A 24022-nucleotide genomic window follows, 5' to 3' on the forward strand; every position below is an offset into this window, starting at 1 on the left:
CCATGAGCCAGACCGAGACCCGCCCGCTGCTGGGCTGCATCGCCGACGACTTCACCGGCGCCACCGATCTCGCCAACATGCTGGTGCGTGGCGGCATGCGCACCGTGCAGGTGATCGGCGTGCCCGCAGCCGACGCCGAACTGGAGGCCGCCGACGCCGTGGTAGTGGCGCTGAAATCCCGCACCACGCCGGCCGCCGAGGCGGTGAGCGAATCCCTGGCCGCCCTCGCCTGGCTGCGCCAGCGCGGCTGCCGGCAGTTCTTCTTCAAGTACTGCTCGACCTTCGATTCCACCGCCGAAGGCAACATCGGCCCGGTAGCCGAGGCGCTGCAGGAGGCACTGGACTGCGATTTCACCCTGGCCTGCCCGGCCTTCCCGGAAACCGGGCGCACCCTGTTCCGCGGCCACCTGTTCGTGCAGGACCAGCTACTCAGCGAATCCGGCATGCAGCATCACCCGCTGACGCCCATGGGCGACGCCAATCTGGTGCGGGTGCTGCAGGCGCAGAGCCGCGGCACCGTCGGACTGCTGCGCTATGACCAGGTCGCCAAAGGCCCGGAGGCCGTGCGCGCAGCTATCGACGAGTTGCGTCGCTCGGGTCATCGCCTAGCCATCGCCGATGCCCTGTCCGACGCCGACCTGCATACCCTGGGCGCGGCCTGTGCCGAGCTGCCCCTGGTCACCGGCGGCTCGGGCATCGCCCAGGGCCTGCCGGAGAACTTCCGCCGCGCCGGCCTGCTCCAGGCCCATGATGCCGCCGCCCTCGACCTGCCCGCCGGTGGCGAGGCGGTGCTGGCCGGCAGCGCCTCCCAGGCCACCAATGGCCAGGTCGCCGCCTGGCTGGAAGCCGGTCGTCCCGCGCTACGCCTGGACCCGCTGGCCCTGGCCCGGGGTGACGACTCCATCGACGCCGCCCTCGCCTGGGCGCGGGAGCAAGGCCAGGCCGTGCTGATCTATGCCACCAGCCCTGCCGACGAGGTCAAGGCCATCCAGCGCGAACTGGGCGTGGCACGCGCCGGTGAACTGGTGGAACGCGCCCTCGGCCTGATCGCCCGCGGCCTGTTCGACCAAGGCGTACGCCGTCTGGTGGTGGCCGGTGGCGAGACCTCCGGCGCCGTGGTCCAGGCCCTGGGCGTGCAAAGCCTGCGCATCGGCGCCCAGATCGATCCGGGCGTGCCGGCCACCCTCGGCCAGGTCGCGGGCGAACCCCTGGCCCTGGCGCTCAAGTCCGGCAACTTCGGCAGCCGCGACTTCTTCGCCAAGGCCCTGCGCCAGCTGGCAGGAGAGCAGGCATGAGCGTCGAAGCCCGTCTGCGCGAAGAAATCTGCACCGTCGGCGCCAGCCTCTATGCCCGCGGCTACACCGTGGGCAGCGCCGGCAACATCAGCGCCCGCCTGGAAGACGGCTGGCTGATCACCCCCACCGACGCCTGCCTGGGTCGCCTGGATCCGGCCGCCATCGCCAAGGTCGGCCTGGATGGCGACTGGGTCTCCGGCGACAAGCCGTCCAAGACCCTGGCCCTGCATCGTCAGGTCTATGACCGCAACCCAGGCGTGGGCGGCGTGGTGCACACCCACTCCACCCACCTGGTGGCCCTGACCCTGGCCGGCGTCTGGCGCCCCGACGACATCCTGCCGCCGATCACCCCCTACCAAGTGATGAAGGTCGGCCATATCCCGCTGATCCCCTATGCCCGTCCCGGCGCCGCCAGCGTCGCCGAGCAGGTGGCGCAACTGGCCAACCGGGTAAGGGGCGTGATGCTCGAACGCCTCGGCCCGGTGGTCTGGGAGAGCAGCGTGAGCAAGGCCAGCTTCGCCCTGGAGGAGCTGGAAGAAACCGCGCGGCTGTGGCTGCTGACCGAGCCGCGACCGGCGCCGCTCGATGCTGCCGCCCTGGCCGAACTGGCGGAGACCTTCGGCGCCGTCTGGTGACCTGAAGCCCGCGCTACCGCAATACCCCCACGATGGCCCTTGCCGGCCGTCGCGGGATCGGCTTGCCCTGGAAAAACAACAATAGCGAGGAAAGTGCCATGTCTTACGTCGTCAGCCCTACCCGCCTGGAGTCCCGTTCATGAGTCCGTTGCTCCTGGTCCTCATCGCCGCGGCGGGCATCGCCCTGCTGCTGTTCCTGGTCCTCAAGTACAAGTTCCAGCCCTTCGTGGCGCTGATGCTGGTGAGCATCCTGGTGGCCCTGGCGGCCGGGGTGGAACCGTCCAAGCTGGTGGCCACCATCGAAGGCGGCATGGGCAAGATCCTTGGCCACATCGCCATCATCATCGCCCTGGGCGCCATGATCGGCCGCATCATCGAACTCTCCGGCGGCGCCGAGGCCCTGGCCAAGACGCTGATCGAGCGCTTCGGCAACCGGCGCACGCCACTGGCCCTGACCCTGGCCGGCTTCCTGGTCGGCATCCCGGTGTTCTTCGAGGTCGGGGTGATCGTGCTGATGCCGCTGGCCTATGGCATCGCCCGCACCGCGCGCAAACCGCTGATCGTCTTTGCCCTGCCAATGTGCGCCACCATGCTCACCGTGCACGCCATGCTGCCGCCCCATCCGGGCGCCGTTGCCGCCGCCGGCCAGTTGGGCGCCGACCTGGGTCGGGTGCTGCTGTTCGGCCTGCCGATCACCGCCGTGCTGGCCCTGATCGGCTGGTGGGTGGCCGGGCGCATGACCCGTCGTCACTACCCCATGACCGACGACATCCGCAGCGACGTCTATGGTCCGCAGATCACCGACACCCATCTGCAGCAGTGGGGCCGCGGCCAGGACATGGCCCCCGGCCTGCCCAGCCTCGGCGCCGCCGCGGTCAAGGTCGACGAGACCCCGGCCGGCCTCGCCGCCGGCCTGCCGCCCGCCCCGGCCCCCGGCTTCGGCCTGGTGGTGACCCTGATCCTGCTGCCCATCGTGCTGATCCTGCTGGGCACCCTGGCCACCAGCTGGCTACCGGCCGGCAACCTGCTGCGCGACATCTTCACCGTGATTGGCGCGCCCCTGGTGGCGCTGCTGATCGACACCCTGCTGTGCGCCTATGTGCTGGGCTTCCGCCGTGGCTGGTCGCGCGAGCAGGTCTCGGACGTCATCGGCTCGGCGCTGCCCGGCGTCGCCATGGTCATCCTCATCGCCGGCGCCGGCGGCGTCTTCGGCAAGGTGCTGGTGGACACCGGTATCGGCGCGGTGGTCTCGGAGCTGCTGCGCGCCACCGGCCTGCCGGTGCTGGCGCTGGGCTTCGTGCTGACCCTGCTGCTGCGCGCGGTGCAGGGCTCCACCACCGTGGCCCTGGTCACCACCGCCGGCATCCTCGGCCCGCTGATTGCTACCCTGGACCTCTCGGCCAACCACATGGCCCTGCTCTGCCTGGCCATGGGCGCCGGTGGTCTGGCCGTGTCGCACATCAACGACGCCGGCTACTGGATCTTCACCAAGCTGGTCGGCCTGAGCGTCGCCGACGGCTTGCGTACCTGGACCGTCCTGACCACCCTGCTGGGGTGCCTGGGCTTCACCATCACCCTGCTGCTCTGGCCCTTCGTCTGACCTGGGAGACCCTCATGCCTCGTTTTGCCGCCAACCTCAGCATGCTCTACCCCGAGCATGCCTTTCTCGACCGCTTCGCCGCCGCCGCCGCGGACGGCTTCGAGGCCGTGGAATACCTCTTCCCTTACGAGCACACCGCCGCCGAGATCAAGACGCGTCTGGACGCCGCCGGCCTGACCCAGGTGCTGTTCAACGCCCCGCCCGGTGACTGGGCGGCCGGCGAACGCGGCCTGGCTGCCCTGCCCGGTCGCGAAGCCGAATGCCGCGCCGGCATCGACCGCGCACTGGAATACGCCGCCGTGCTGGGCAATCGCCTGGTACACGTGATGGCCGGGCTGCTGCCCGCCGAGGTCGACCGGGCCCGCGCCCGCGACACCTACCTGGGCAACCTGACCTATGCCGCCGAACAGGCGGCCAAGGCTGGGGTGACGATCCTCATCGAGCCCATCAACGGGCGCGACATGCCCGGCTACTTCCTCAATCGCCAGGACGACGCCCAGGCCATCCGCCAGGCCATAGGCGCCAGCAATCTCAAGGTGCAGTTCGACTGCTACCACTGCCAGATCGTCGAGGGTGACGTCAGCAAGACCTTCGAGCGCGACTTCGCCGGCATCGGCCACGTGCAGATCGCCGGCGTGCCCGACCGCCACGAACCGGATCTGGGGGAGCTCTACTACCCCTATCTGTTCGAGCGCTTCGATGCCCTCGGCTATGACGGCTGGATCGGCTGCGAGTACCGCCCCCGCGGCGACACCTCCGCCGGACTGGAGTGGCTGCGCCAATTGCAGGCGTGAACCCGTAGGTTGGGCTGAGCGCAGCGAAGCCCAACACCTCGCAACGCCGGTCGCGTGCCCTTGTTGGGCTTCGACGAAAGAGCCGTCTCAGCCCAACCTACGATCAGGCACCGTGCCCGGCGAGGCTGGAGTGGCTGCGCCAGTTGCAGGCGTAAACCCGTAGGTTGGGCTGAGCACAGCGAAGCCCAACACCTCGCAACGCCAGTCGCGCGCCCTTGTTGGGCTTCGACGAAAGAGCTGTCTCAGCCCGACCTACGTCAGGCACCGTGCCCGGTGCCGATACCTCGGCGAGGTTGGAGTGGCTGCGCCAACTGCAGGCGTAAACCCGTAGGTTGGGCTGAGCGCAGCGAAGCCCAACACCTCAACGCCAGTCGCGCGCCCTGGTTGGGCTTCGACGAAAGAGCCGTCTCAACCCAACCTACGTCAGGCACCGTGCCCGGTGCCGATACCTCGGCGAGGCTGGAGTGGCTGCGCCAGTTGCAGGCGTAAACCCGTAGGTTGGGCTGAGCACAGCGAAGCCCAACACCTCGCAACGCCAGTCGCGTGCCCTTGTTGGGCTTCGACGAAAGAGCCGTCTCAACCCAACCTACGTCAGGCACCGTGCCCGGTGCTGATACCTCGGCGGAGTTGGAGTGGCTGCGCCAATTGCAGGCGTGAACCCGTAGGTTGGGCTGAGCGCAGCGAAGCCCAACACCTCGCAACGCCAGTCGCTTGCCCTTGTTGGGCTTCGACGAAAGAGCCGTCTCAGCCCAACCTCCGGTTGAGCCCTGTTCACCGTCATGTACCGATGCCTAATCGCGGCCGCCGATGCGGCCGCGGGGCAACCGTAGGAGCGGCCCATGGCCGCGATAGACCCACCCGCCCCTACACCTCCACCACCGCCAACGGCTGCCCCAGCCGCCTCCGGAATTCCTCCAAAAAGGCCGGAGCGAAGGCCCGTGCCGGCCAGTGGTTGAAGATGAAGCCCAGGTCGGAAAAGGCGCAGGGCTGGGGAAAGTCGAAGCCGTTAATGTCGTCTTCGTGATCGCATTCCGGGCAGGCGAAGTTATCGCTTTCCGCCGGCATCCAGACTTCCAGGTGTTCGAACAGCGCCTCGCCGATCTCGCGGCGGCAGGCGGGGCAGCGCGCCCGACCTTCGAAGCCGTCCAGCGGAGTGAAGATGCAGCGTTCGGTGACGATTTCCAGGCCGCCGTCGGCGAAGTCGCGCGGATCGTCCATGCCTGGCGTCAGGCGCAGCACCTCGGTCAGTCGCGGTCCCGGCGCATGGCCGCGCCGGCCGCGACTGGGCAGACAGGGCGAGGCCTCGGCCCTGACCACACCGCTGGCGGCGAGCCAGCCAAGGATCTCCACGGCGGTACGCTCCACCCGCGGATGGCTGGAAATGCGGGGAGCGAGGATGGTCTGGCGCAGGGTCATGGAACACGCGTCTCGAAGGAAGGGGCGCGCAGCTTAATGGGCTGCTCGCCGCACGCCCAGAGCTGCTAAGGTGAGGCCGACGAAAGCCACAGAAAGCGCCCCATGTTCAAGGACCCCTTCGCCCGCCTCGGTCTCGATCGCGAGGTGCTCAGCGTCAGCCAGCTCAACAGCCGCGCCCGGGTGCTGCTGGAAGATGTCTTCGCCCAGGTCTGGGTCGAGGGCGAGATCTCCAACCTGGCCAAGCCCGCCTCGGGCCACCTCTATTTCACCTTGAAGGACGGCCAGGCCCAGGTGCGTTGCGCGCTGTTCCGCCAGCACGCCAGCCGGGTGCGCCAGGCGCTACGCGACGGCCTGGCGGTCAAGGTGCGCGGCAAGGTCTCGCTGTTCGAAGGCCGCGGTGACTACCAGCTGATTCTCGACAGCGTCGAGCCGGCCGGCGACGGCGCCCTGCGCCTGGCCTTCGAGGCGCTCAAGGAGCGCCTCGCCGCCGAAGGACTGTTCGCCGCCGAACGCAAGCGCGCACTGCCTGCCCATCCACAGCGTATCGGCATCGTCTCCTCGCCCACCGGCGCGGTGATCCGCGACATCGTCAGCGTCTTCAAGCGACGGGCGCCCCAGGTCGAACTGACGCTGATCCCCACCGCGGTGCAGGGCCGCGAGGCCACCGCCCAGATCGTCCGCGCCCTGCAACTGGCCGACCGCCAGGGTTTCGATGCGCTGATCCTGGCGCGCGGCGGCGGCTCCCTGGAAGACCTCTGGTGCTTCAACGAAGAACCCGTGGCCCGCGCCCTGGCCGCCTGCCAGACCCCGGTGGTGAGCGCTGTCGGCCACGAGACCGATGTCTCCATCGCCGACTTCGTCGCCGATGTCCGCGCCCCTACCCCGTCGGCGGCCGCGGAACTGCTCGCGCCCCACAGCGCCGACCTGCGCCAGCGCCTGGACGGCCTGCATCGCCAGTTGCTGCTGCGCATGCGCGAGCGCCTGGCCCGGGAACGCCTGCGCCTGGAGGCCTGCAACCGCCGCCTACGCCACCCTGGCGAACGACTGCGCCAGCAGGCCCAGCGGCTGGACGACCTGGACCTGCGCCTGCGCCGCGCCTACGTCATCGCCCAGAATCGTCGCCGCGATCGCCTGGCGCACCTGGACACCCGCCTGGCCGGCCAGCATCCCGGGCGCCAGCTGGCCCTGTTGCGCCAACGCCTGGAGCAACTGGCCGACCGCCTGCCGCGAGTCATGCAGCGGCAACTCAAGGAGCGCCAGCAGCGCCTGGCCGGCACCGTCCAGACCCTGCAGATCGTCAGCCCGCTGGCCACCCTGGGCCGTGGCTACAGCATCCTCCTCGACGAACGCGGCCAGGCCGTGCGTGCGGCCGGCCAGGTACAGCCGGGTCAGAAGCTCCAGGCCCGCCTGGCCGAGGGCGAGCTGGAGGTGCGGGTGCTGGACAATCACCAGGCGCCGGTCACCCTGTCGTTGCTGGACTGACGCTGGCGCCTCAGGGCGCCTTGGTCCCCGGGTTGCCATGCTCCACGGTGCGATCAGGCGACTGAGTGGCCGGATCGCTGCCGGGCGCGCTTTTCTGTACCACTTCGCTGCGCTGGGGCGGCGGGGTCTCCGGTGATTTGTCGCAACCGGCGAGTACCGCACTCAGGGTAAGCAGGGCCAGGCTGCTGGCGATGGGACGGAACATGGTCTTCTCCTCTGGGGTTTCAGGGAGGACCCCGGGATTTCCACGGACGTTCCCGCGCGGGCCAACGGCCAGCCGGCTGTCGGCCCTGGCGATCTTCCAGGCGGGCGGCGCAGTCGTACCTGCAGGACCGGTCCCTCCGGTCGCCCACCAGGATCCCACCATGTCCAGACCCACCCTCAGCCGCCTCGCCTTGGCCACGCTATTGACCGCCCTGCCCCTGGCACCTGCCGCCTTTGCCGCCGAGTCCAGCGCCAAGCTGGAAAAGGTCGCCAGCTTCGATCACCAGGTCACCGGCGTCACCGTCAGCGAGAGCGGTCGGATCTTCGTCAACTTCCCGCGCTGGACCGAAGACAGCGAGGTCTCGGTCGCCGAACTCAAGCCCGACGGCAGCCTGGTGCCCTATCCAGACCCGGCCTGGAACGGCTGGCGCAATGCCAAGCGCGACGAACTGACGCCAGGCAATCACTGGGTCTGCGTGCAATCCGTGGTGGCCGACGGCCGTGGCAGTCTCTGGGTGATCGATCCGGGCGCTCCCGCCCAGGCCCTGGTGGTGCCCGGCGCACCCAAGCTGGTCAAGATCGATCTGGCCAGCAACCAGGTGAGCAAGGTCTATGCGCTGGACGAGAGCGTGGCACCCCAGGGCAGTTACCTCAACGACGTGAGATTCAGCCCGGACGGTCGCCATGCCTATATCACCGACTCCGGTGCGCGCGGCGCCCTGGTGGTCCTGGATCTGGAGAGCGGCAAGGCGCGGCGCGCCCTGGATGGCGATCCGAGCACCCAGGCCGAGAAGGGCGTCAAGGTCAAGGCCGATGGCGAGCCGCTGGTGCGTCCGGATGGCCGTGGCGTGGAATTCTCCGCCGACGGCATCGCCCTCTCCCCGGCCGGCGACTACCTCTACTGGCAGGCGGTCAAGGGCAATACCCTCTACCGCATTCCTACCGCGGCGTTACAGGGCGACGAACTCGCCAGCCTGCCGGCCAAGGTGGAAAAGGTCGGCGAGAACGGTCCGGCCGATGGCCTGCTGATGGACCCGCAAGGGCGCCTCTATGTCAGCGCGGTGGAAGAGCATGCGGTGAAGATCCGCGAGAACGGCCAGCTCACCACCCTGGTGCAGGACAAGAAACTGGTCTGGCCGGACACCTTCGGTCGCGGCCCGGATGGCACCGTCTATGTCACGGATTCGCGCATCCCCGAGATGAGCTTCTTCGATCCCAAGCAGAAGCCGGCCTTGGAAACCGTGCTCTACAAGATCGTCCCCAACTGACCAAGGGGGCCTGGGGCGCCTTGCCCTGCGGCCCTCGCCTGCCCCAGCATGGGCGTTTTCGCCACCGGATGCGCCCATGCCCCGCCTGTTCGCCCTGCTCTGCTGCCTGCTGCTGACCCTGCCCGCCCATGCGGGCACCTACCTGCAACGCCTGCTGGACAAGCCCGTGCCGGGCGGCGTCGCCGTGGTCCCCATTCCGGGTGACGCCGCGCCGCGGGTGCGCTACCAGGGCAAGCCGGTGCTGGTGGTCAAGGATGGCAACGGCTGGGTGGCCATCGTCGGCATCCCCCTGGGCACCGCCGCGGGTCGCCAGCCGCTGGAGGTCGCCGGCGCCGCGCCCCAGGCCTTCACGGTCGGCAGCCGGCACTACGCCGAGCAGCGCATCACCCTGAAGAACCAGCGCCAGGTCACGCCCAATCCGGAGGACCTCGAGCGCTTCGAGCGCGAACTGGCCGAACAGCAGGCCGCCTACCGGCTGTTCTCGCCGAACCAGCCCAGCAACCTGCTGCTGGACAAGCCGGTGGAGGGTCCGCTCTCCAGCCCCTTCGGCCTGCGCCGCTTCTTCAACGGCCAGGAACGCAACCCGCATTCAGGGCTGGACTTCGCCGTGCCCGCCGGCACGCCGGTCAAGGCCCCGGCCGCTGGCAAGGTGGTACTGGTGGGTGACTACTTCTTCAATGGCAAGACGGTGTTCGTCGATCACGGCCAGGGCCTGATCAGCATGTTCTGCCACCTCTCGCGCATCGATGTCCAGATCGGCCAGGAGGTCCCGCGCGGCGGCGTGGTCGGCCGCGTCGGCAGCACCGGCCGCGCCACGGGTCCGCATCTACACTGGAACGTCAGTCTCAATGACGTGCGGGTCGACCCGAGCATCTTCATCAACGCCTTCAAGCCCTGACCGGCAGCAAACAATTGGTTGCAGTCGGGGGCATTGCCAGGCGTCCGGCGCTGGCTTAAAAGGGACGCCCTCCTCTGGCCCGACCTGGAACCGCCGCCATGACCCCAAGACCTCGCTTCGGCAGCGCCCTCGGCAGCATCCTGCTGGTCACCGCGGCCTGCTACCTGCTGGTGGGCTTCTCCCAGGGCTTCGTGCTGTCGGCCTGGTCCTGGCGCACCTGGGTGGTGTTCGCCGTCATGGTGACGATCTATCCGGTCGGCCTGTTCGGCGGCTGGTGGAAGAAGCGCGAGCCGGTGGAGCGCTAGGCCGCTCGCAGGCAAGACGGATCGCCGGCCACAACCGGATTCCGGGCTGTGCGAGCTGGTCAGCCCTGCGCCACTCAGCGCACGGGATCGAGGCGATACAGGCCGCCGATGGGGCACTCCATCCGGCTGCCCCGGGCATCGGTGGACACCAGGAAGTCGCCCGGACGCAGGCCGGCGGCGCGCGAGCGATAGCCGAGGCGATTGCCGGCGGCCAGGTTGCGACAGGGCACGGCGAAGTCCACCAGGTAAGCGCGGCCCAATCCCGTCCCCAGCGCCAGGTGCCGGGTATCCAGGTAGTGCCAGCCGGAGAGGTCGAAGCCCAGTATGGTGTCCATGGCCGCACCCTGCCGATAGCCGAGTTCGGCCAGGCGATCGTCCAGGGTCGGCGGTCCGAAGGGACGCCCGGCACAACCGGCGAGCAGCAGCACGGCGACGAGGGTAAAAAAGGCAGGGAGGACGCGCATGGAAATTTTCCTGGAAGGGCTGAACCTTGGACCGACCCCGGGCGCCGAATACGGCAAGCGGGGCGCAGCTTTGCTAACGTGGCGTCCGTAGTATCCCGTCAAGAGACCCCCTATGCCCACGGCCCTGACCAACCTGATCGACGATCTCGAAAAACACCCGCAACTGCTTACCCTGGTCGCCTGCCTCGGCCTGCTGCTGGCGGCCTGGGTGCTCAACTGGATCGTCAAGCGCATCCTGGTGCGCGGCTTCTATCGCCTGCTGCGCAGCACCTCCTTCGGCCAGGATCACGAACTCAATCACCACCGCGTCATCGGTCGGCTGGCCAACATCGTCCCGGCCCTGGTGCTGTCGATCGGCATCGAACTGGTGCCCGGGCGTCCCGAGGCCCTGGTCACCGTGGTGCAGAACGTCTGCAGCGCCTTCATCGTGCTGACCATCGCCCTGGCCCTGGGCAGCGCCCTGAACGTGGTCAACGTGCTCTATTCGCGCCGGCCCTCGGCGCGGCTCAAGCCGATCAAGGGCTATGTCCAGGTCAGCAAGATCGTCATCTACGCCATCGCGGTCATCCTGATGATCGCCACCCTGATTGATCGCTCGCCGCTGATCCTGCTCTCCGGCCTCGGCGCCATGGCCGCGGTGCTGCTGCTGATCTTCCAGGACACCCTGCTCTCCCTGGTGGCCAGCGTGCAGATCTCCAGCAACGACATCATCCGCGTCGGCGACTGGATCGAGATGCCCCAGCTCAACGCCGATGGCGACGTCATCGACATCGCCCTGCACACGGTCAAGGTGCAGAACTTCGACAAGACCATCACCACCATCCCCACCAAGAGATTCATCACCGACTCCTTCCGCAACTACCGCGGCATGCAGGAAGCCGGTGGCCGCCGGATCAAGCGCGCGCTCAACATCGACCAGAACAGCGTGCACTTCCTCAGCGACGCCGAGCGCGAGCACCTGCACCGCTTCAACCTGCTGGACGACTACCTCACCGCCAAGGAGCAGGAACTGGCGGACTGGAATCGCAAGCTGGAAAAGCGCGGCCAGGAGCCGGTCAACACCCGCCGGGTCACCAACCTGGGGACCTTTCGCGCCTATGTCGAACGCTACCTGCGCGCCCATCCCGGGGTGCATCAAGGCATGACCCTGCTGGTCCGCCAGATGCCGCTCTCCGGCGAGGGTCTGCCGGTGGAGATCTACTGCTTCACCAACACCACGGTGTGGGCGCAATATGAGGGCATCCAGGGGGACATCTTCGATCACCTGCTCTCCATCCTCCCGGAATTCGGCCTCCATGTGTTCCAGCACCCGAGCGGACGCGACTTCCGCGGGCGGCTGGAACCGCGCGAGGCCATGACCTCCCTGGGCGAACCGGGCACCCCGGCGCCCTGATCGCCCGCCCCGGCCTAAGGAAAGACCATGATCGTCGTCCACCACCTGAACAACTCCCGCTCCCAGCGGGTGCTCTGGCTGCTTGAAGAACTCGGCATCGAGTATCGGGTGCAACGCTACGAGCGAGCGGCGGGCGGCCTGTTCGCCCCGCCGGAGTTGCGCAAGGTGCATCCGCTGGGCAAGTCGCCGGTGATCGTCGACGGTGAGCTGACCCTGGCCGAATCCGGCGCCATCGTCGACTACCTGGCACGGCGCTACGGGCCGCAACTGCTGCCCGCCCAGGACAGTCCGGAGTTCGTGCGCTACACCTACTGGCTGCACTACGCCGAAGGCTCGGCCATGACGCCGCTGCTGCTCAAGCTGGTGTTCGACCGCATCGCCACCTCGCCCATGCCCTTCTTCGCCAGGCCCATCGCCAAGGGCATCGCCGCCAAGGCCACCGCGAGCTTCATCCAGCCGCAACTGGACCTGCACCTGGACTACCTAGAAAGCCAGCTGGGCGCCAGCGGCTGGTTCGTCGGCGACAGCTTCACCGCCGCCGACATCCAGCTCAGCTTCCCCCTGGAAGCCGCCGCCGCCCGCGCCGGCCTGGACAACGGCAAGCGCCCCAAGCTGGTGGACTTCCTCAAGCGCATCCACGCCCGCCCAGCTTATCAACGGGCGCTGGAGCAGGGTGGGCCCTACGTCTACGCCTGAGACTCGAACGCCGATACCGGCACCCCGTAGGTTGGGCTGAGGCAGCTCCATCGCCGAAGCCCAACAGGCGCAGGGTGCCATGGGTGTTGGGCTTCGCTGACGCTCAACCCAACCTACGCTGCATCCGGCTGCGTCGATAGGTCCCCTCTCCCCAAGGGAGAGGGCTGGGGTGAGGGAAGCCCCACCCCCATAGTGTGAAAAACCGCCAGCGTTTTCCACTGACGGCCCGGTACCTTTACTACGTCTACGCCGAGACTCTGACGCTGCTGCCCGCACCCCGCAGGTTGGGTTGAGGCGGCTCCATCGCCGAAGCCCAACAGGCGCAGAGTGCCATGGGTGTTGGGCTTCGCTGACGCTCAACCCAACCTACGCCGTATCCGGCTGCCTCGATAGGCCCCCTCTCCCCCCGGGAGAGGGCTGGGGTGAGGGAAGCCCTAATCCCCAATAGTGTGGAAAACCGCACCAGCGCTCTCCACTGACGGCCCGGTACCTTTTACTACGTCTACGCCGAGACTCTGACGCCGATGCCCGCACCTGTAGGTTGGGCTGAGGCGGCTCCATCGCCGAAGCCCAACAGGCGCAAGGTGCCTTGGGTGTTGGGCTTCGCTGACGCTCAACCCAACCTACGCTGCATCCGGCTGCCTCAACAGGCCCCCTCTCCCCCTGGGCGAGGGTTGGGGTGAGGGTCCCCTCCCTTACCGCCGCATCGGCATCCGGTCGACCGTGCCGAACAAGGCCTTGAGCGACCACCCCTGCTCTTCGCGCACCTTGATCCCACCATCCTTACCTACCAGATAAAGCGTCGCCGGCTGCACGGCGCGGGCGTCCAGCGCCTTGAGCAGCGCCCGGGTCTGCTCCGGACGCAATGGCTGATCGTTGCGGCTGCCGGCGCCGGCCACCACGGTATAGAGCACCATGTCCCGCTCGACGAAGGCTTCGCGATTGGCCGGTTGCGCCAGCTCCTCGCGCAGCTTCACCACCTGGGGATCGTTCGCCGTCGGCGCGACCAGGATCAGCGGTCGGGTCTTCCAGCGTTCCGCCTCCAGGGGGTTGTCGGCCGCCTGGGCCGTCGAGGCCAGACCGGCGATCAGGGTGGTCGCCAGGCCTACCAGTGCGAGGGTCTTCATGGACGCCTTCCTTCCGTTCGGTTGCCAAGAGTCGTCCAGCATTGACCTCGGTCCGGCGTCAGGGATCGCCCTGGCGATTTCGGGTTACACAAAAACCGCCAGGCCCACTGTTCATAAATCACCAATAGGGAGCCCTACATAGCAATAAATCGTCGGCTATAAAGTCTAGACGACCATTCCTGCCAATTTTAAAAAGAAGATTGCGAGCCCTACCCTGAGCGGACTACCGTTAGCGCCATGCACAACGCCCATACCCTCATCCTCCTCCGGCAGCACCGCTGCCTGCGACTGGTCAGTCCACGACTGCGAAGCTCGACTGCGCTCGCTTCGTAAGTCCCGACCACGCCCAAGGAAAGAATCGCCATGACCATGCTTAAAGATCCCTCGCAGAAGTACCGTCCCTTCACGCCCGTCGCCCTGCCCGACCGCACCTGGCCGGACAAGGTCATCGACAAGGCGCCGATCTGGCTGTCCACCGACCTGCGCGACGGTAACCAGTCGCTGATCGAGCCGATGGATGCCGAGAAGAAAATGGCCTTCTTCAAGTGCCTGGTCGCCGTGGGCCTGAAGGAGATAGAGGTGGGCTTCCCCTCCGCCTCCCAGACCGACTTCGACTTCGTCCGCGAGCTGATCGAGGGCGGGCACATCCCCGATGACGTCACCATCCAGGTGCTGACCCAGGCCCGCGACGACCTCATTGAGCGCACCTTCGAGTCGCTCAAGGGCGCCAAGCGCGCCATCGTCCACTACTACAACGCCTGCGCGCCGAGCTTCCGCCGCATCGTCTTCAACCAGGACCAGGCGGGCGTCAAGGCCATCGCCGTGGCCGCCGGCCAGACCATCGTGCGCCTGGCCGCCGAGCGCCCGGAGACCCAGTGGGGCTTCGAGTATTCCCCCGAGGTGTTCAGCTCCACCGAGACCGACTTCGCCGTCGAGGTGTGCAACGCGGTGATCGCGGTGTTCGCGCCGACCCCGGCCAACAAGCTGATCCTCAACCTGCCCGCCACCATCGAGTGCGCCACGCCCAACAACTACGCCGACCAGATCGAGTGGTTCGGCCGCCACATCGATCGCCGCGACAGCGTGCTGATCAGCGTCCACACCCATAACGACCGCGGCACCGGCGTCGCCGCCTCGGAGCTGGCGGTGATGGCCGGCGCCGATCGCGTCGAAGGCTGCCTGTTCGGTAACGGCGAGCGCACCGGCAACGTCTGCCTGGTGACCCTGGCGCTCAACCTCTACACCCAGGGCGTCGATCCCGAGCTGGACTTCTCCGACATCGACGCCGTGCGCAAGACCGTCGAGGAGTGCAACCAGTTGCCGGTGCACCCGCGTCATCCCTATGTCGGCGATCTGGTCCATACCGCCTTCTCCGGCTCCCACCAGGACGCCATCCGCAAGGGTTTCGCCCAGCAGAAGCCGGATGCGCTCTGGGAAGTGCCCTACCTGCCCATCGACCCGGCCGACATCGGGCGCGACTACGAGGCGGTCATCCGCGTCAACAGCCAGTCGGGCAAGGGTGGCATCGCCTTCCTGTTGGAGCAGGAATACGGCATCAGCCTGCCGCGTCGCATGCAGATCGAATTCAGCCAGGTGGTGCAGCGTGAGACCGATCGCCTGGGCCTGGAGATGACCGCGGCGCAGATCCACGGTCTGCTCGAACAGGAATACCTGCAGGCCAAGAGCCCCTATGCGCTGGTCAGCCATAAGCTGCGCGAGGAAGACGGCACCTCCACCGTCGACATCAAGGTCGCTGTCGAAGGTCGTACCGAGCACTGGCACGGTACCGCCAAGGGGCCGCTGGAAGCCCTGGTCGCCAGCCTGCCCCAGGCGGTGGAGATCATGGACTACCACGAGCACTCCATCGGCGCCGGCGCCAACGCCAAGGCCGCCTCCTACATCGAGATTCGCCTAGAGGGCCAGCGCCCGCTGCATGGCATCGGCATCGACGAGAACATCACCACCGCCAGCTTCCGTGCCCTGCTCAGCGCCCTGAATCGCGCGGTCACCCAGGCCCAGGCCAAGGCTGCCTAATACTGACATTCGTCAAACTTAAGGGAATGCCCGTCGGCGTTCCCTTTTTTTATGGCGAACCAGCGGAGATACTCCCCGCTTCCTAGGGATCGTCTCGTCTGCCTGGCACCTGCCGGCCGAGCAGCTTGTCTGGATAGGCAATGACTTCCATTCTGTCGCGAAACACCAGCCTGCGGCGTGACATCGCCGCGCTGTCCCTGCTGTTCCTGATCAGTTCCGTCCTGTGCATTCTCTTCACCCGCCAGGCCTCCAGCACCGTGGCCACCCTCTGGCTGCCCAATGGGCTGGCGATCGCCTGGCTGCTGCGCTCGGCCCGGCGTCGCTGGCCGCTGCAGCTGCTGGCGATCTGGGTGGCTGGCGCCCTGGCCGAATTGCCCTTCAGTGGTGACCCGGCCATCGGAGCGCTCTATTCCCTACCCAATCTGGCGGAGATCCTGTTCGGCGCCTGGCTGCTGCATGGCCGCATCCTCCACCCCGAACGCAACATCGCGGCCATGGGGCGACTGCTGTTCTACGGGGTGCTGATGTCCCCGCTGGCGGGTACCGCCCTGGGTACCCTGATCGCCGCCCAGCAAGGCAATCCCGAGCTGCTGAGGGTGGCCATGCACTGGTACCTGGGCGACGCCCTTGGCCTGCTGGTGGTGATGCCCCTCGCCTTTCTTCGCCGCCCCTTGCAGTGGCAGCAATTCAGCCGCCAGGGTGCCCGCGAATTCCTCGCCCTGCTGCTGATCAGCCCTTTGCTGGTGCTCGGACTGCTGGCCTATGTGCCCTATCCCTTCGTCTATGTCTCCACCCTGCTGCTGCTGATGACCCTGAGGCTCACCGCCCTGGGTACCGCGGTGGTGGGCGGCCTGAACATCCTGATCTTCACCTACCTGGTGGCTCACGGCTACCTGCTTGGCGCCCCAGCCGTCTCGCTGATGCAGGAGGCCCTGACCTACATCCCGGTGGCGCTGATGCAGATTCCACCGCTGCTGCTGGCCGCCGCCGTGGAGCAGAGCCGTCATCACAACCAGCGCCTGGCGCGCAACGAGGCACGCTTCCGCCATGCCCTGAGCACCGCGCCCTATGGTATGGCGCTGCTGTCGGTGGATGGGCGTCTGAGCCAGGTGAACGCGGCCCTGGAAGCCATGCTCGGCTATCCGCGCCACAGTCTCGACGGCCGGCTGCTCAAGGAGTTGATCGCCGATCCCGAAGAACAGTTGACGGTCCAGGAAGGTGAACAGACCCGGCGCCTGCTGCACCGTGATGGCCAGGGCTTGTGGATGCAACTGGCGCTGTCGCCCGACCACGACGACGGCGACCTGCTCAGCGGCTATCTGCTGCAGGCTCGTGACATCGACGCCCAGCGCCGTGCCGAGGCGACCAACGCCCGGCTCCGGGAGCGCCTGCAACTGGCCATTCGCGCCAGCAACGTGGGCATCTGGGAGTGGGATACCCGCAGTCCGGGCTTCAATGCCGATGCCCGCCTGCGTGACCTGTATGGCATCGCCCCCGACAATCTCAGCCGGGACATGGACTTCTGGCTCACCTTCATCCATCCGGATGACAAGGCACTCTCGCTGGAGGTGTTCGAGAAGGTCGTCAGCGCCTCGATGTCCTACACCTTCAACTTCCGCATCAATCGCGGCGGCCCTGGGGGCGAGGTGCGGCACATCCGCTCCGAGTTGATCTCGGTGGTCGAGGCCGATGGCCACGTCCGCCTGGTCGGCAGCAACAGCGACGTCACCGAGCACCATCAGCTGACCACGGCGCTCTACGAGGAAAAGGAACGGCTGCAGGTCACCCTGGCCTCCATCGCCGACGCCGTCCTGACCACCGACGTGGACGGTCGCATCCTCTTTCTCAATCCGGTCGCCGAGCAGCTCACCGGCTGGTCGCTGGCGGATGCCCAGGGGCGCCCCCACGAGGAGGTGTTCCTCATCCACGACAGCCAGAGCGATGAGGTGCTGCCCAGCCCGGTGGCCCGCTGCCTGCGCGACCAGACCATCACCTCGCTGGACGAAGGCGCCGTGCTGCTCAGCCGGCACGGTGAGCGACACGAGGTACAGGATTCCGCAGCACCGGTACGCACGGTGGATGGCCACATCATCGGCGCGGTACTGGTGTTTCAGAACGTCACCCATGCCCGCAACCTGCAGCGCGAATTGAGCTACAACGCCTCCCACGACGCCCTGACCGGACTCTTCAACCGCCTGAAGTTCGAGCAGGAGCTGGAAGCCGCCTGGCAACAGGCCCAGGCCGGCACCACCCAGCATGCGCTGTGCTTCATCGACCTGGATCGCTTCAAGGTGGTCAACGATTCCGCCGGCCATGCCGCGGGCGATCTGCTGCTGCGCGAGCTGGGCACCCTGCTGCGCGATTCCCTGCGCGGCTCCGACGCCGTGGCGCGCATCGGGGGTGACGAATTCGCCTTGCTGCTGCGTGATTGCGATCTGGTGCAGGCCGAGGCCGTCGCCGAAAAGCTCATCGCCAGCATTGGCGCCGTGCGCTTCAACTGGCAGAGCCGGATCTACGACGTCGGTGCCAGCGCCGGCATCGTCGCCATCACCGCCGAGACCCGCAGTCCGGCCGAATTGATGAGCCAGGCCGATGTGGCCTGCTACACCGCCAAGCATGCCGGGCGCAATCGTGCGGCGCTCTATCGCGCCGGCAGCGAGGACGTGGAGCGCCAACACCGCGAGATCCTCATGGCCAGCGGCCTGCGCGAGGCTCTGGAGCAGCACCGCTTCGAATTGCACGCCCAGACCATCGTCCCCACCCGTAGCCGCGGCAGCGCGGCGCAGCATGTCGAGTTGCTGCTGCGCCTGCGCGATGTCCAGGGCCAACTGATCTCGCCGGCCACCTTCATCCCGGCCGCCGAACGCTTCGGCCTGATGAGCAGCATCGACCGCTGGGTGGTACGTCAGGTGCTGGTCGAACTGGTGCCCTGGCTGCAGGAGCGACCCGAGTTGCACGTGGGCATCAATCTCTCGGGCAACAGCCTGAGCGATCCCGACTTTCTGCCCGAATTGCTGGAGCTGATCGCCGCCTCGCCGCTGGATCCGCAACGCCTGCTCTTCGAGTTGACCGAGACTGCGGTGATCAACAAGCTCTCGGTGGCCTCCGAACTCATCAGCCAGGTCCGCGGACGCGGCTGCCGCATCGCCCTGGACGACTTCGGCGCCGGCCTCAGCTCCTTCGCCTACCTCAAGCATTTCCGCGTCGACTACGTGAAGATCGACGGCAGCTTCATCCGCACCCTCGACCAGGATCCGCTGGATCGCGCCATCGTCGAGTCCATCAACCAGGTCGCCCACCACCTGGGCGCCGAGACCATCGCCGAATTCGTCGAATCCCAGGCTACCTTCGAGTTGCTCGGCACCATCGGCGTCGACTACGCCCAGGGCTATGCGCTCGGCAAACCCATCCCCCTGCTGGAGTGGTCAGGGCCGCCGCGTCTCGAACCTTGAGCCGCGGCCATCGGTCGTAACCTGCATGTCTTCCCTATCCAGATGAGGATCCCATGCAAAAACGTACCCTCGGCCACTCCGACCTGCAGGTCCCGCCCCTCTGCTTCGGTGGCAACGTCTTTGGCTGGACGCTGGACGAAGCCCAGTCCTTTCGTATGCTGGACACGCTGCTCGACGCCGGCCTGGATTTCATCGACACCGCCGACGTCTATTCGCGCTGGGCGCCAGGCAACCGTGGCGGCGAGTCCGAGACCCTGCTCGGCAAGTGGTTCGCCCGGAGCGGCAAGCGCGATCAGGTGATCCTGGCCACCAAGCTGGGCATGGACATGGGCGAGGGTCGCAAAGGCCTTGGCGCCAACTATGTACAGCAGGCGGTGGAGGCCTCGCTCAAGCGCCTGCAGACCGATCGCATCGACCTCTACCAGGCGCATTGCGATGATCAGGACACCCCTCTGGAAGAGACCCTGGGGGCCTTCGCCCGTCTGGTGGAACAGGGCAAGGTGCGGGTGATCGGCGCCTCCAACCATGGTGGCCAGCGCCTGCGCGAAGCGGCCCAGGTCGCCGAGCGCCTGGGCGTGCCGGCCTACCAGAGCCTGCAGCCGCACTACAATCTGCACGCGCGCAAGGACTACGAGACCGACCTGGAGCCGGTGGTCCAAGAGCTCGGCCTGGGCGTGATCAGCTATTTCTCCCTGGCCAGCGGCTTCCTTACCGGCAAGTACCGCACCAAGGATGACCTCCAGGGTGCACGGGCAGAGATGGTCAAAGGCTATCTGGACGAACGCGGCATGGCCATTCTCGCCGGTCTCGACGAGATCGCCGAAAAGCACGACGCCACCCCGGCCCAAGTAGCCCTGGCCTGGCTGATCGCCCGTCCGAGCATCACCGCCCCCATTGCCAGCGCCACCTCCCAGGCCCAGCTCGACGACCTGATCGCCGCCACTCGGCTGCAGCTGCCCGCCGACGACGTCACCCTGCTGGATCAGGTCAGCGCCTATCGCTGAGACTTGGCGCCACCCAACCCACTTCATCGCGGTCATGACGGGCCGCCGTAGGTTGAGCTAAGCGTAGCGAAGCCCAACAGGCCTTGCCTCGAGGCGCCGCCAGTGTTGGGTAGCGATCATAGGATTTAATCGCGGCCATGGGCCGCTCCTACACGCTCCGGTTTAGCCGTAGGAGCGGCCCATGGCCGCGATAGACCGCCCCCTCAACGCACATAATCCAGCGGCAAGGCCGTGCTGTACTTGATCTGCTCCATGGCGAAGCTGGAGCTGACATCGAGCAACCCCGGTACCTGGATCAGCCGTTTGTACACACCATCGTAGGCGGCGATGTCCGGCACCACGATGCGCATCAGGTAATCCGTGTCGCCGGCCATGCGATAGAGCTCCACCACCTCCGGAATGGCCGCCACCGCCGCGTGGAAGCGCTGCAGCCAGTCCATGGCGTGCTGGTTGGTGCGCACCGAGACGAACACCGTCACCCCCACGTTGAGCTGGCGGGGATCGAGCAGCGCCACCCGGGCGCGGATGACCCCCTGCTCCTCCAGCTTCTGGATCCGCCGCCAACAGGCGGTGGTGCCCAGGCCGATACGCTCGGCGATATCGGCCACCGGTCGGGTGCTGTCCTGCTGCAAGATCTCGAGGATGGCGCGATCGAAGCGATCCATGAAACGGCTTTCTCCATAAAAGCTATTTAAGAGAATTCTATTCTCATAAAAACGCCAATAAGAGATAAAAAAGCAAATTTCTTCACGAGCGTGAGCGTTAGCCTAGTTTCACTCAAACGCTCGAGGCCGCCATGGACGCTTACCCCCTGTATTTCGACTACGCCGCCACTACCCCCGTCGACGATGTCGTCATCGAGGCCATGTTGGGTTGCCTGGGCCGCCAGGGCGTCTTCGGCAATCCCGCCTCCCGCGGCCATGCCTTCGGCAACGACGCCCAGCAGGCTGTGGATAGCGCTCGCCAGCAGGTAGCCGCCCTGGTCGGCGCCCAGCCCGCACAGCTGGTCTGGACCTCCGGCGCCACCGAATCCAACAACCTCGCCCTGCTCGGCGTGGCCCGTCGTCGCGGGCGCGGCCACCTGATCACCAGTTGCCTGGAACACCGGGCGGTCCTGGATACCGCGGCCCAACTGGAAGCCGAGGGCTTCACCGTAACCTACCTGACGCCTGACGCAGCAGGTCTGATCACCCCCGCCGCCGTCGAGCAGGCCTGGCGAGACGACACCTGCCTGGTCTCGCTGATGCTGGTGAACAACGAGCTGGGCACCCTGACCGACATCGACGCCATCGGCCGGCTGGTCCGCGCCCGTGGCGCCCTCTTCCATGTGGACGCCGCCCAGGCCACCGGCAAGGTCGCCATCGACCTGAACGGCCTGGATGTCGATCTGATGTCCTTTTCCGCGCACAAGACCTACGGTCCTAAGGGCATCGGCGCCCTCTACGTCGGCCCGCGGGCGGAGGGTGCCCTGCAGGCGCAGATCCACGGCGGCGGCCATGAGCGCGGGCTGCGCTCCGGCACCCTGGCCACTCACCAGATCGTCGGCATGGGCACTGCCTTCGCCCTCGCCGGCCAGGCCATGACGCGGGAAAACGAGCGTCTTGGTCAATTGCGCGAGCGGTTCCTGGCAGGGGTGCAGACGTTGAACGGCATGCAGCTCAATGGCTGCGCCCGGCAGCGCATTCCCCATACCCTGAACCTGACCTTCGCCACGCCACTGGACACCGTGGCGCTGCAGCGTCAGTTAGCCTTCTCGACGACCTCGGCCTGCAGTTCGGCCAAGGCGGCACCCTCTCATGTGCTCCTGGGCCTGGGCCTATCCGCCGAACAGGCCGCGCGCAGCTACAGATTCAGCCTGGGTCGCTACACCACCGCGACGGACGTGGACCAGGCCGTCGCCCTGATCCACCAGCATGCCGTCCAGCCCGCGCCCTTCTGGGCCTGATCAGTCCAGGCGGAAGGCGTCGGCATCGCGCTGCGCCGGAAAGCGCTCGCGATAGCCGGCCAGCTCCGCGGCCGACAGGGTCGTGTGGAAGATGCCGGCCGCCGCGCCGGCCTCGACCAGGGGTTCACCCTGGAAGTCCAGCACCTGGCTGTCACCGGCATAGGGATGACCGTTGCCGTCGCTGCCAAGGCGGTTCACCGCGGCGACATAGCAGAGATTCTCGATGGCCCGCGCCGGCAGCAGCCGGTTCCAATGCCCACGCCGCGGCGCTGGCCAGTTGGCCACATAGAGCAGCAGGTCGGTATCGTCCCGAGCGCGACTCCAGACCGGGAATCTCAGGTCGTAGCAGATCAGCGGGCGGATCCGCCACCCCTTGAGCGTCACCACCAGGCGCTGCTCGCCAGGCGCGTAATGCTCGTGCTCACCGGCCATGCGAAACAGATGACGCTTGTCGTAGTGCAGCAACTCGCCTTCGGGCGTCGCCCACAGCAGCCGGTTGCGATGCTGTCCAGCTTCGTCCTGCACGATCAGGCTGCCCGTCACCACGGCGCCGATACGCCGGGCCTGTTCGCGCAGCCAGGCGGCGGTCGGCCCATCGGCGGGTTCGGCGAGGGCCGCCGATTCCATGGAAAAGCCGGTGGTGAACATCTCCGGCAGGATGACCAGATCGGTCTCGCCCACAGCCGTCAGCAGACGCTCGAAATGGGCGCGATTGGCGGCCGGGTCATGCCAGGCCAGTTCGCTCTGCAGCAGCGCCAGGCGCAGGTCCTGGGTGGGGGTCAGATCGCGCATAGCCGCTCCGCTGCCTGACGCAGGGTGTCTTCGCGCTTGGCGAAGCAGAAGCGCACCAGGCGCAGGTCCGCAGGCGGCGTCTGGTAGAACACCGACAGCGGAATGGCGGCGACGCCATGCTCGCGAGTCAGCCATTCGGCCATGGCCACGTCGTCCAGATCCGGGCGGATGGCGGAATAGTCCACCACCTGGAAATAGGTGCCGGCGGCGCGCTGGAAGGTGAAGCGCGAGTTACCCAGGAGATCGCAGAAGAGATCGCGCTTGGCCTGGTAGAAGGCCGGCAGCTCGCTGAGGTGCTCGGGATGGGCGGCCATGAAGTCGGCCAGGGCGGCCTGGATCGGCGTCACTCCGCAGAAGCTCACGTACTGGTGCACCTTGCGCAACTCGGCCGACAGCGCCGGCGGCGCTACCACATAGCCGGTCTTCCAGCCGGTGACGTGATAGGTCTTGCCGAAGGAGCTGACCACGAAGGCGCGGGCATAGAGTTCGTCGTGGGCGATGACGCTGGCATGGCGCTCGCCGTCGTAGACCAGGTGCTCATAGACCTCGTCGCTGACCAGATAGAGATCGCGCCCGCGGATCAGTGCGGCCAGGCGATCCAACTCGGCGGCGCTGACCAGAGCGCCACTGGGGTTGTGCGGGGTATTGAGCACGATGGCGCGGGTACGCGGACTCAGGGCCGCTTCCAGCGCCGTCCAGTCGATACCGAAGCTCGGCAGCGCCAGAGGCACGTGCACGCAGCGCCCGCCGGCCAGTTGCACCGAGGGTTCGTAGCTGTCGTAGCAGGGGTCGAAGACGATCACCTCGTCGCCTGGCCGCACCAGGGTCTGCAGGGCGCAGAACAGGCCCTGGGTGGCCCCGGGCACGATGGTGACCTCGGCCTCGGCATCCACCTCGCGGCCATAGAAGGCGGCAACCTTGGCCGCTACCTGCTGGCGCAGCGTCGGCAATCCGGTCATGGGTGCGTACTGGTTGTGGCCCGCCGCGACATGGCGACCGACCGCCGCGAGCAACTCGGCGGGGCCGTCGAAGTCGGGAAAGCCCTGGGACAGATTCAGCGCACCGGTCTGGGCGGCGAGCTGGGACATGCGGGTAAAGATGGTGACGGCGAGGTCGGGAAGCTTGCTCTGGATCATCGCGCGGGCACGGGTCTGGCTGGAAGGAGATCGGCAGACTGCGATTTTTTGCGCGAGAGGGCAAGTAGTGCTATGCCGATCA

General features: G+C 67.2%; 21 protein-coding genes. 14 read left to right on the forward strand and 7 right to left on the reverse strand.

Annotated features, from left to right (window positions below; genetic code table 11):
- Positions 1-2: 2 nt before the first annotated feature.
- The 4 genes from otnK to otnI all read left to right on the forward strand — a co-directional run bounded on the left by otnK (position 3) and on the right by otnI (position 4324).
- Positions 3-1295, forward strand: a complete 1293-nt coding sequence (otnK, locus tag FEZ61_RS16460) for a 3-oxo-tetronate kinase (protein ID WP_173149524.1) — start codon at positions 3-5, stop codon at positions 1293-1295.
- Entirely contained in the window at positions 1292-1930 is a 639-nt protein-coding gene (locus tag FEZ61_RS16465) for an aldolase (RefSeq protein ID WP_058790666.1), read from the forward strand. Before otnK ends, FEZ61_RS16465 begins: the two co-directional genes overlap by 4 nt.
- A gap of 139 nt (positions 1931-2069) precedes the next feature.
- Positions 2070-3530: an SLC13 family permease gene (locus tag FEZ61_RS16470; RefSeq protein ID WP_173149526.1), complete on the forward strand. Its 1461-nt coding sequence runs from the start codon at positions 2070-2072 to the stop codon at positions 3528-3530.
- 14 nt (positions 3531-3544) lie between these two features.
- Positions 3545-4324, forward strand: a complete 780-nt coding sequence (gene otnI / locus FEZ61_RS16475; protein WP_173149528.1) for a 2-oxo-tetronate isomerase — start codon at positions 3545-3547, stop codon at positions 4322-4324.
- An 864-nt stretch (positions 4325-5188) separates the two neighbouring features.
- Here otnI and FEZ61_RS16480 read toward each other — a convergent pair.
- Complete coding sequence (locus tag FEZ61_RS16480) at positions 5189-5740, reverse strand: hypothetical protein (protein WP_017640643.1); 552 nt, start codon at positions 5738-5740, stop codon at positions 5189-5191.
- Between the two features lie 102 nt (positions 5741-5842).
- Here FEZ61_RS16480 and xseA point away from each other — a divergent pair, with 102 nt between their 5' ends.
- Positions 5843-7222, forward strand: a complete 1380-nt coding sequence (xseA, locus tag FEZ61_RS16485; RefSeq protein WP_173149530.1) for an exodeoxyribonuclease VII large subunit — start codon at positions 5843-5845, stop codon at positions 7220-7222.
- Positions 7223-7232: 10 nt separating this feature from the next.
- On the opposite strand, the gene FEZ61_RS16490 is transcribed toward xseA, so the two are convergent.
- The gene (locus FEZ61_RS16490; protein WP_059315809.1) at positions 7233-7427 is read right to left on the reverse strand and encodes a hypothetical protein; all 195 of its coding nucleotides are present in this window, start codon (positions 7425-7427) and stop codon (positions 7233-7235) included.
- Positions 7428-7587: 160 nt separating this feature from the next.
- On the opposite strand from FEZ61_RS16490, the gene FEZ61_RS16495 reads away from it, so the two are divergent.
- From FEZ61_RS16495 to FEZ61_RS16505, 3 genes are all read left to right on the forward strand, one after another.
- Entirely contained in the window at positions 7588-8694 is a 1107-nt protein-coding gene (locus tag FEZ61_RS16495) for an L-dopachrome tautomerase-related protein (RefSeq protein ID WP_173149532.1), read from the forward strand.
- A 76-nt stretch (positions 8695-8770) separates the two neighbouring features.
- Positions 8771-9592, forward strand: a complete 822-nt coding sequence (locus FEZ61_RS16500; RefSeq protein WP_173149534.1) for a peptidoglycan DD-metalloendopeptidase family protein — start codon at positions 8771-8773, stop codon at positions 9590-9592.
- A gap of 98 nt (positions 9593-9690) precedes the next feature.
- The gene (locus FEZ61_RS16505) at positions 9691-9897 is read left to right on the forward strand and encodes a hypothetical protein (protein ID WP_173149536.1); all 207 of its coding nucleotides are present in this window, start codon (positions 9691-9693) and stop codon (positions 9895-9897) included.
- 74 nt (positions 9898-9971) lie between these two features.
- Here the strand turns inward: FEZ61_RS16505 and FEZ61_RS16510 are convergent, their stop codons facing one another.
- Positions 9972-10361 (reverse strand): DUF6491 family protein, encoded by a 390-nt coding sequence (locus FEZ61_RS16510; protein WP_133863195.1) that lies wholly within the window; start codon positions 10359-10361, stop codon positions 9972-9974.
- Positions 10362-10473: 112 nt separating this feature from the next.
- Between FEZ61_RS16510 and FEZ61_RS16515 the strand changes: the two genes are divergently transcribed.
- Together FEZ61_RS16515 and FEZ61_RS16520 are read left to right on the forward strand one after the other, a co-directional pair.
- Positions 10474-11754 carry a mechanosensitive ion channel family protein gene (locus tag FEZ61_RS16515; protein WP_173149538.1) on the forward strand — a complete coding sequence of 427 codons (1281 nt, stop codon included), beginning with the start codon at positions 10474-10476 and terminating at the stop codon, positions 11752-11754.
- Between the two features lie 27 nt (positions 11755-11781).
- Positions 11782-12450 (forward strand): glutathione S-transferase, encoded by a 669-nt coding sequence (locus tag FEZ61_RS16520; protein ID WP_173149540.1) that lies wholly within the window; start codon positions 11782-11784, stop codon positions 12448-12450.
- Positions 12451-13145: 695 nt separating this feature from the next.
- Here the strand turns inward: FEZ61_RS16520 and FEZ61_RS16525 are convergent.
- Positions 13146-13577, reverse strand: coding sequence for a DUF4174 domain-containing protein (locus tag FEZ61_RS16525; protein ID WP_093254423.1), 432 nt, complete (start codon positions 13575-13577; stop codon positions 13146-13148).
- Between the two features lie 363 nt (positions 13578-13940).
- Between FEZ61_RS16525 and leuA the strand changes: the two genes are divergently transcribed.
- The 3 genes from leuA (at position 13941) to FEZ61_RS16540 (ending at position 20067) form a co-directional block, all read left to right on the forward strand.
- Positions 13941-15611 carry a 2-isopropylmalate synthase gene (gene leuA, locus FEZ61_RS16530; RefSeq protein WP_093254421.1) on the forward strand — a complete coding sequence of 557 codons (1671 nt, stop codon included), beginning with the start codon at positions 13941-13943 and terminating at the stop codon, positions 15609-15611.
- Between the two features lie 140 nt (positions 15612-15751).
- Positions 15752-19063: an EAL domain-containing protein gene (locus tag FEZ61_RS16535; protein ID WP_173149542.1), complete on the forward strand. Its 3312-nt coding sequence runs from the start codon at positions 15752-15754 to the stop codon at positions 19061-19063.
- A gap of 53 nt (positions 19064-19116) precedes the next feature.
- On the forward strand, positions 19117-20067 hold the full coding sequence (locus tag FEZ61_RS16540; protein WP_173149544.1) for an aldo/keto reductase: 951 nt from the start codon (positions 19117-19119) through the stop codon (positions 20065-20067).
- A gap of 203 nt (positions 20068-20270) precedes the next feature.
- Here FEZ61_RS16540 and FEZ61_RS16545 read toward each other — a convergent pair whose 3' ends face one another.
- Positions 20271-20732, reverse strand: a complete 462-nt coding sequence (locus FEZ61_RS16545) for an Lrp/AsnC family transcriptional regulator (RefSeq protein WP_064309406.1) — start codon at positions 20730-20732, stop codon at positions 20271-20273.
- 131 nt (positions 20733-20863) lie between these two features.
- On the opposite strand from FEZ61_RS16545, the gene FEZ61_RS16550 reads away from it, so the two are divergent.
- Positions 20864-22012, forward strand: coding sequence for an aminotransferase class V-fold PLP-dependent enzyme (locus FEZ61_RS16550; protein WP_093254412.1), 1149 nt, complete (start codon positions 20864-20866; stop codon positions 22010-22012).
- Here FEZ61_RS16550 and FEZ61_RS16555 read toward each other — a convergent pair whose 3' ends face one another.
- On the reverse strand, positions 22013-22804 hold the full coding sequence (locus FEZ61_RS16555) for an amidohydrolase (protein ID WP_093254410.1): 792 nt from the start codon (positions 22802-22804) through the stop codon (positions 22013-22015). It abuts the gene before it with no gap.
- Positions 22792-23940 (reverse strand): pyridoxal phosphate-dependent aminotransferase, encoded by a 1149-nt coding sequence (locus FEZ61_RS16560; RefSeq protein ID WP_173149546.1) that lies wholly within the window; start codon positions 23938-23940, stop codon positions 22792-22794. Before FEZ61_RS16560 ends, FEZ61_RS16555 begins: the two co-directional genes overlap by 13 nt.
- Between the last annotated feature and the right edge of the window lie 82 nt (positions 23941-24022).

The sequence above is a fragment of the Pseudomonas sp. MS15a(2019) genome (assembly GCF_013277805.1).
GTDB classification, from domain to species: domain Bacteria; phylum Pseudomonadota; class Gammaproteobacteria; order Pseudomonadales; family Pseudomonadaceae; genus Chryseomonas; species Chryseomonas benzopyrenica.

What these genes read in the sequence shown, in the direction of transcription:
- otnK (WP_173149524.1), top strand. Translation starts at nt 3, where the DNA reads ATGAGCCAGACCGAGACCCGCCCGCTGCTGGGCTGCATCGCCGACGAC.
- FEZ61_RS16465 (WP_058790666.1), top strand. Translation starts at nt 1,292, where the DNA reads ATGAGCGTCGAAGCCCGTCTGCGCGAAGAAATCTGCACCGTCGGCGCC.
- FEZ61_RS16470 (WP_173149526.1), top strand. Translation starts at nt 2,070, where the DNA reads ATGAGTCCGTTGCTCCTGGTCCTCATCGCCGCGGCGGGCATCGCCCTG.
- otnI (WP_173149528.1), top strand. Translation starts at nt 3,545, where the DNA reads ATGCCTCGTTTTGCCGCCAACCTCAGCATGCTCTACCCCGAGCATGCC.
- FEZ61_RS16480 (WP_017640643.1), bottom strand. Translation starts at nt 5,740, where the DNA reads ATGACCCTGCGCCAGACCATCCTCGCTCCCCGCATTTCCAGCCATCCG.
- xseA (WP_173149530.1), top strand. Translation starts at nt 5,843, where the DNA reads ATGTTCAAGGACCCCTTCGCCCGCCTCGGTCTCGATCGCGAGGTGCTC.
- FEZ61_RS16490 (WP_059315809.1), bottom strand. Translation starts at nt 7,427, where the DNA reads ATGTTCCGTCCCATCGCCAGCAGCCTGGCCCTGCTTACCCTGAGTGCG.
- FEZ61_RS16495 (WP_173149532.1), top strand. Translation starts at nt 7,588, where the DNA reads ATGTCCAGACCCACCCTCAGCCGCCTCGCCTTGGCCACGCTATTGACC.
- FEZ61_RS16500 (WP_173149534.1), top strand. Translation starts at nt 8,771, where the DNA reads ATGCCCCGCCTGTTCGCCCTGCTCTGCTGCCTGCTGCTGACCCTGCCC.
- FEZ61_RS16505 (WP_173149536.1), top strand. Translation starts at nt 9,691, where the DNA reads ATGACCCCAAGACCTCGCTTCGGCAGCGCCCTCGGCAGCATCCTGCTG.
- FEZ61_RS16510 (WP_133863195.1), bottom strand. Translation starts at nt 10,361, where the DNA reads ATGCGCGTCCTCCCTGCCTTTTTTACCCTCGTCGCCGTGCTGCTGCTC.
- FEZ61_RS16515 (WP_173149538.1), top strand. Translation starts at nt 10,474, where the DNA reads ATGCCCACGGCCCTGACCAACCTGATCGACGATCTCGAAAAACACCCG.
- FEZ61_RS16520 (WP_173149540.1), top strand. Translation starts at nt 11,782, where the DNA reads ATGATCGTCGTCCACCACCTGAACAACTCCCGCTCCCAGCGGGTGCTC.
- FEZ61_RS16525 (WP_093254423.1), bottom strand. Translation starts at nt 13,577, where the DNA reads ATGAAGACCCTCGCACTGGTAGGCCTGGCGACCACCCTGATCGCCGGT.
- leuA (WP_093254421.1), top strand. Translation starts at nt 13,941, where the DNA reads ATGACCATGCTTAAAGATCCCTCGCAGAAGTACCGTCCCTTCACGCCC.
- FEZ61_RS16535 (WP_173149542.1), top strand. Translation starts at nt 15,752, where the DNA reads ATGACTTCCATTCTGTCGCGAAACACCAGCCTGCGGCGTGACATCGCC.
- FEZ61_RS16540 (WP_173149544.1), top strand. Translation starts at nt 19,117, where the DNA reads ATGCAAAAACGTACCCTCGGCCACTCCGACCTGCAGGTCCCGCCCCTC.
- FEZ61_RS16545 (WP_064309406.1), bottom strand. Translation starts at nt 20,732, where the DNA reads ATGGATCGCTTCGATCGCGCCATCCTCGAGATCTTGCAGCAGGACAGC.
- FEZ61_RS16550 (WP_093254412.1), top strand. Translation starts at nt 20,864, where the DNA reads ATGGACGCTTACCCCCTGTATTTCGACTACGCCGCCACTACCCCCGTC.
- FEZ61_RS16555 (WP_093254410.1), bottom strand. Translation starts at nt 22,804, where the DNA reads ATGCGCGATCTGACCCCCACCCAGGACCTGCGCCTGGCGCTGCTGCAG.
- FEZ61_RS16560 (WP_173149546.1), bottom strand. Translation starts at nt 23,940, where the DNA reads ATGATCCAGAGCAAGCTTCCCGACCTCGCCGTCACCATCTTTACCCGC.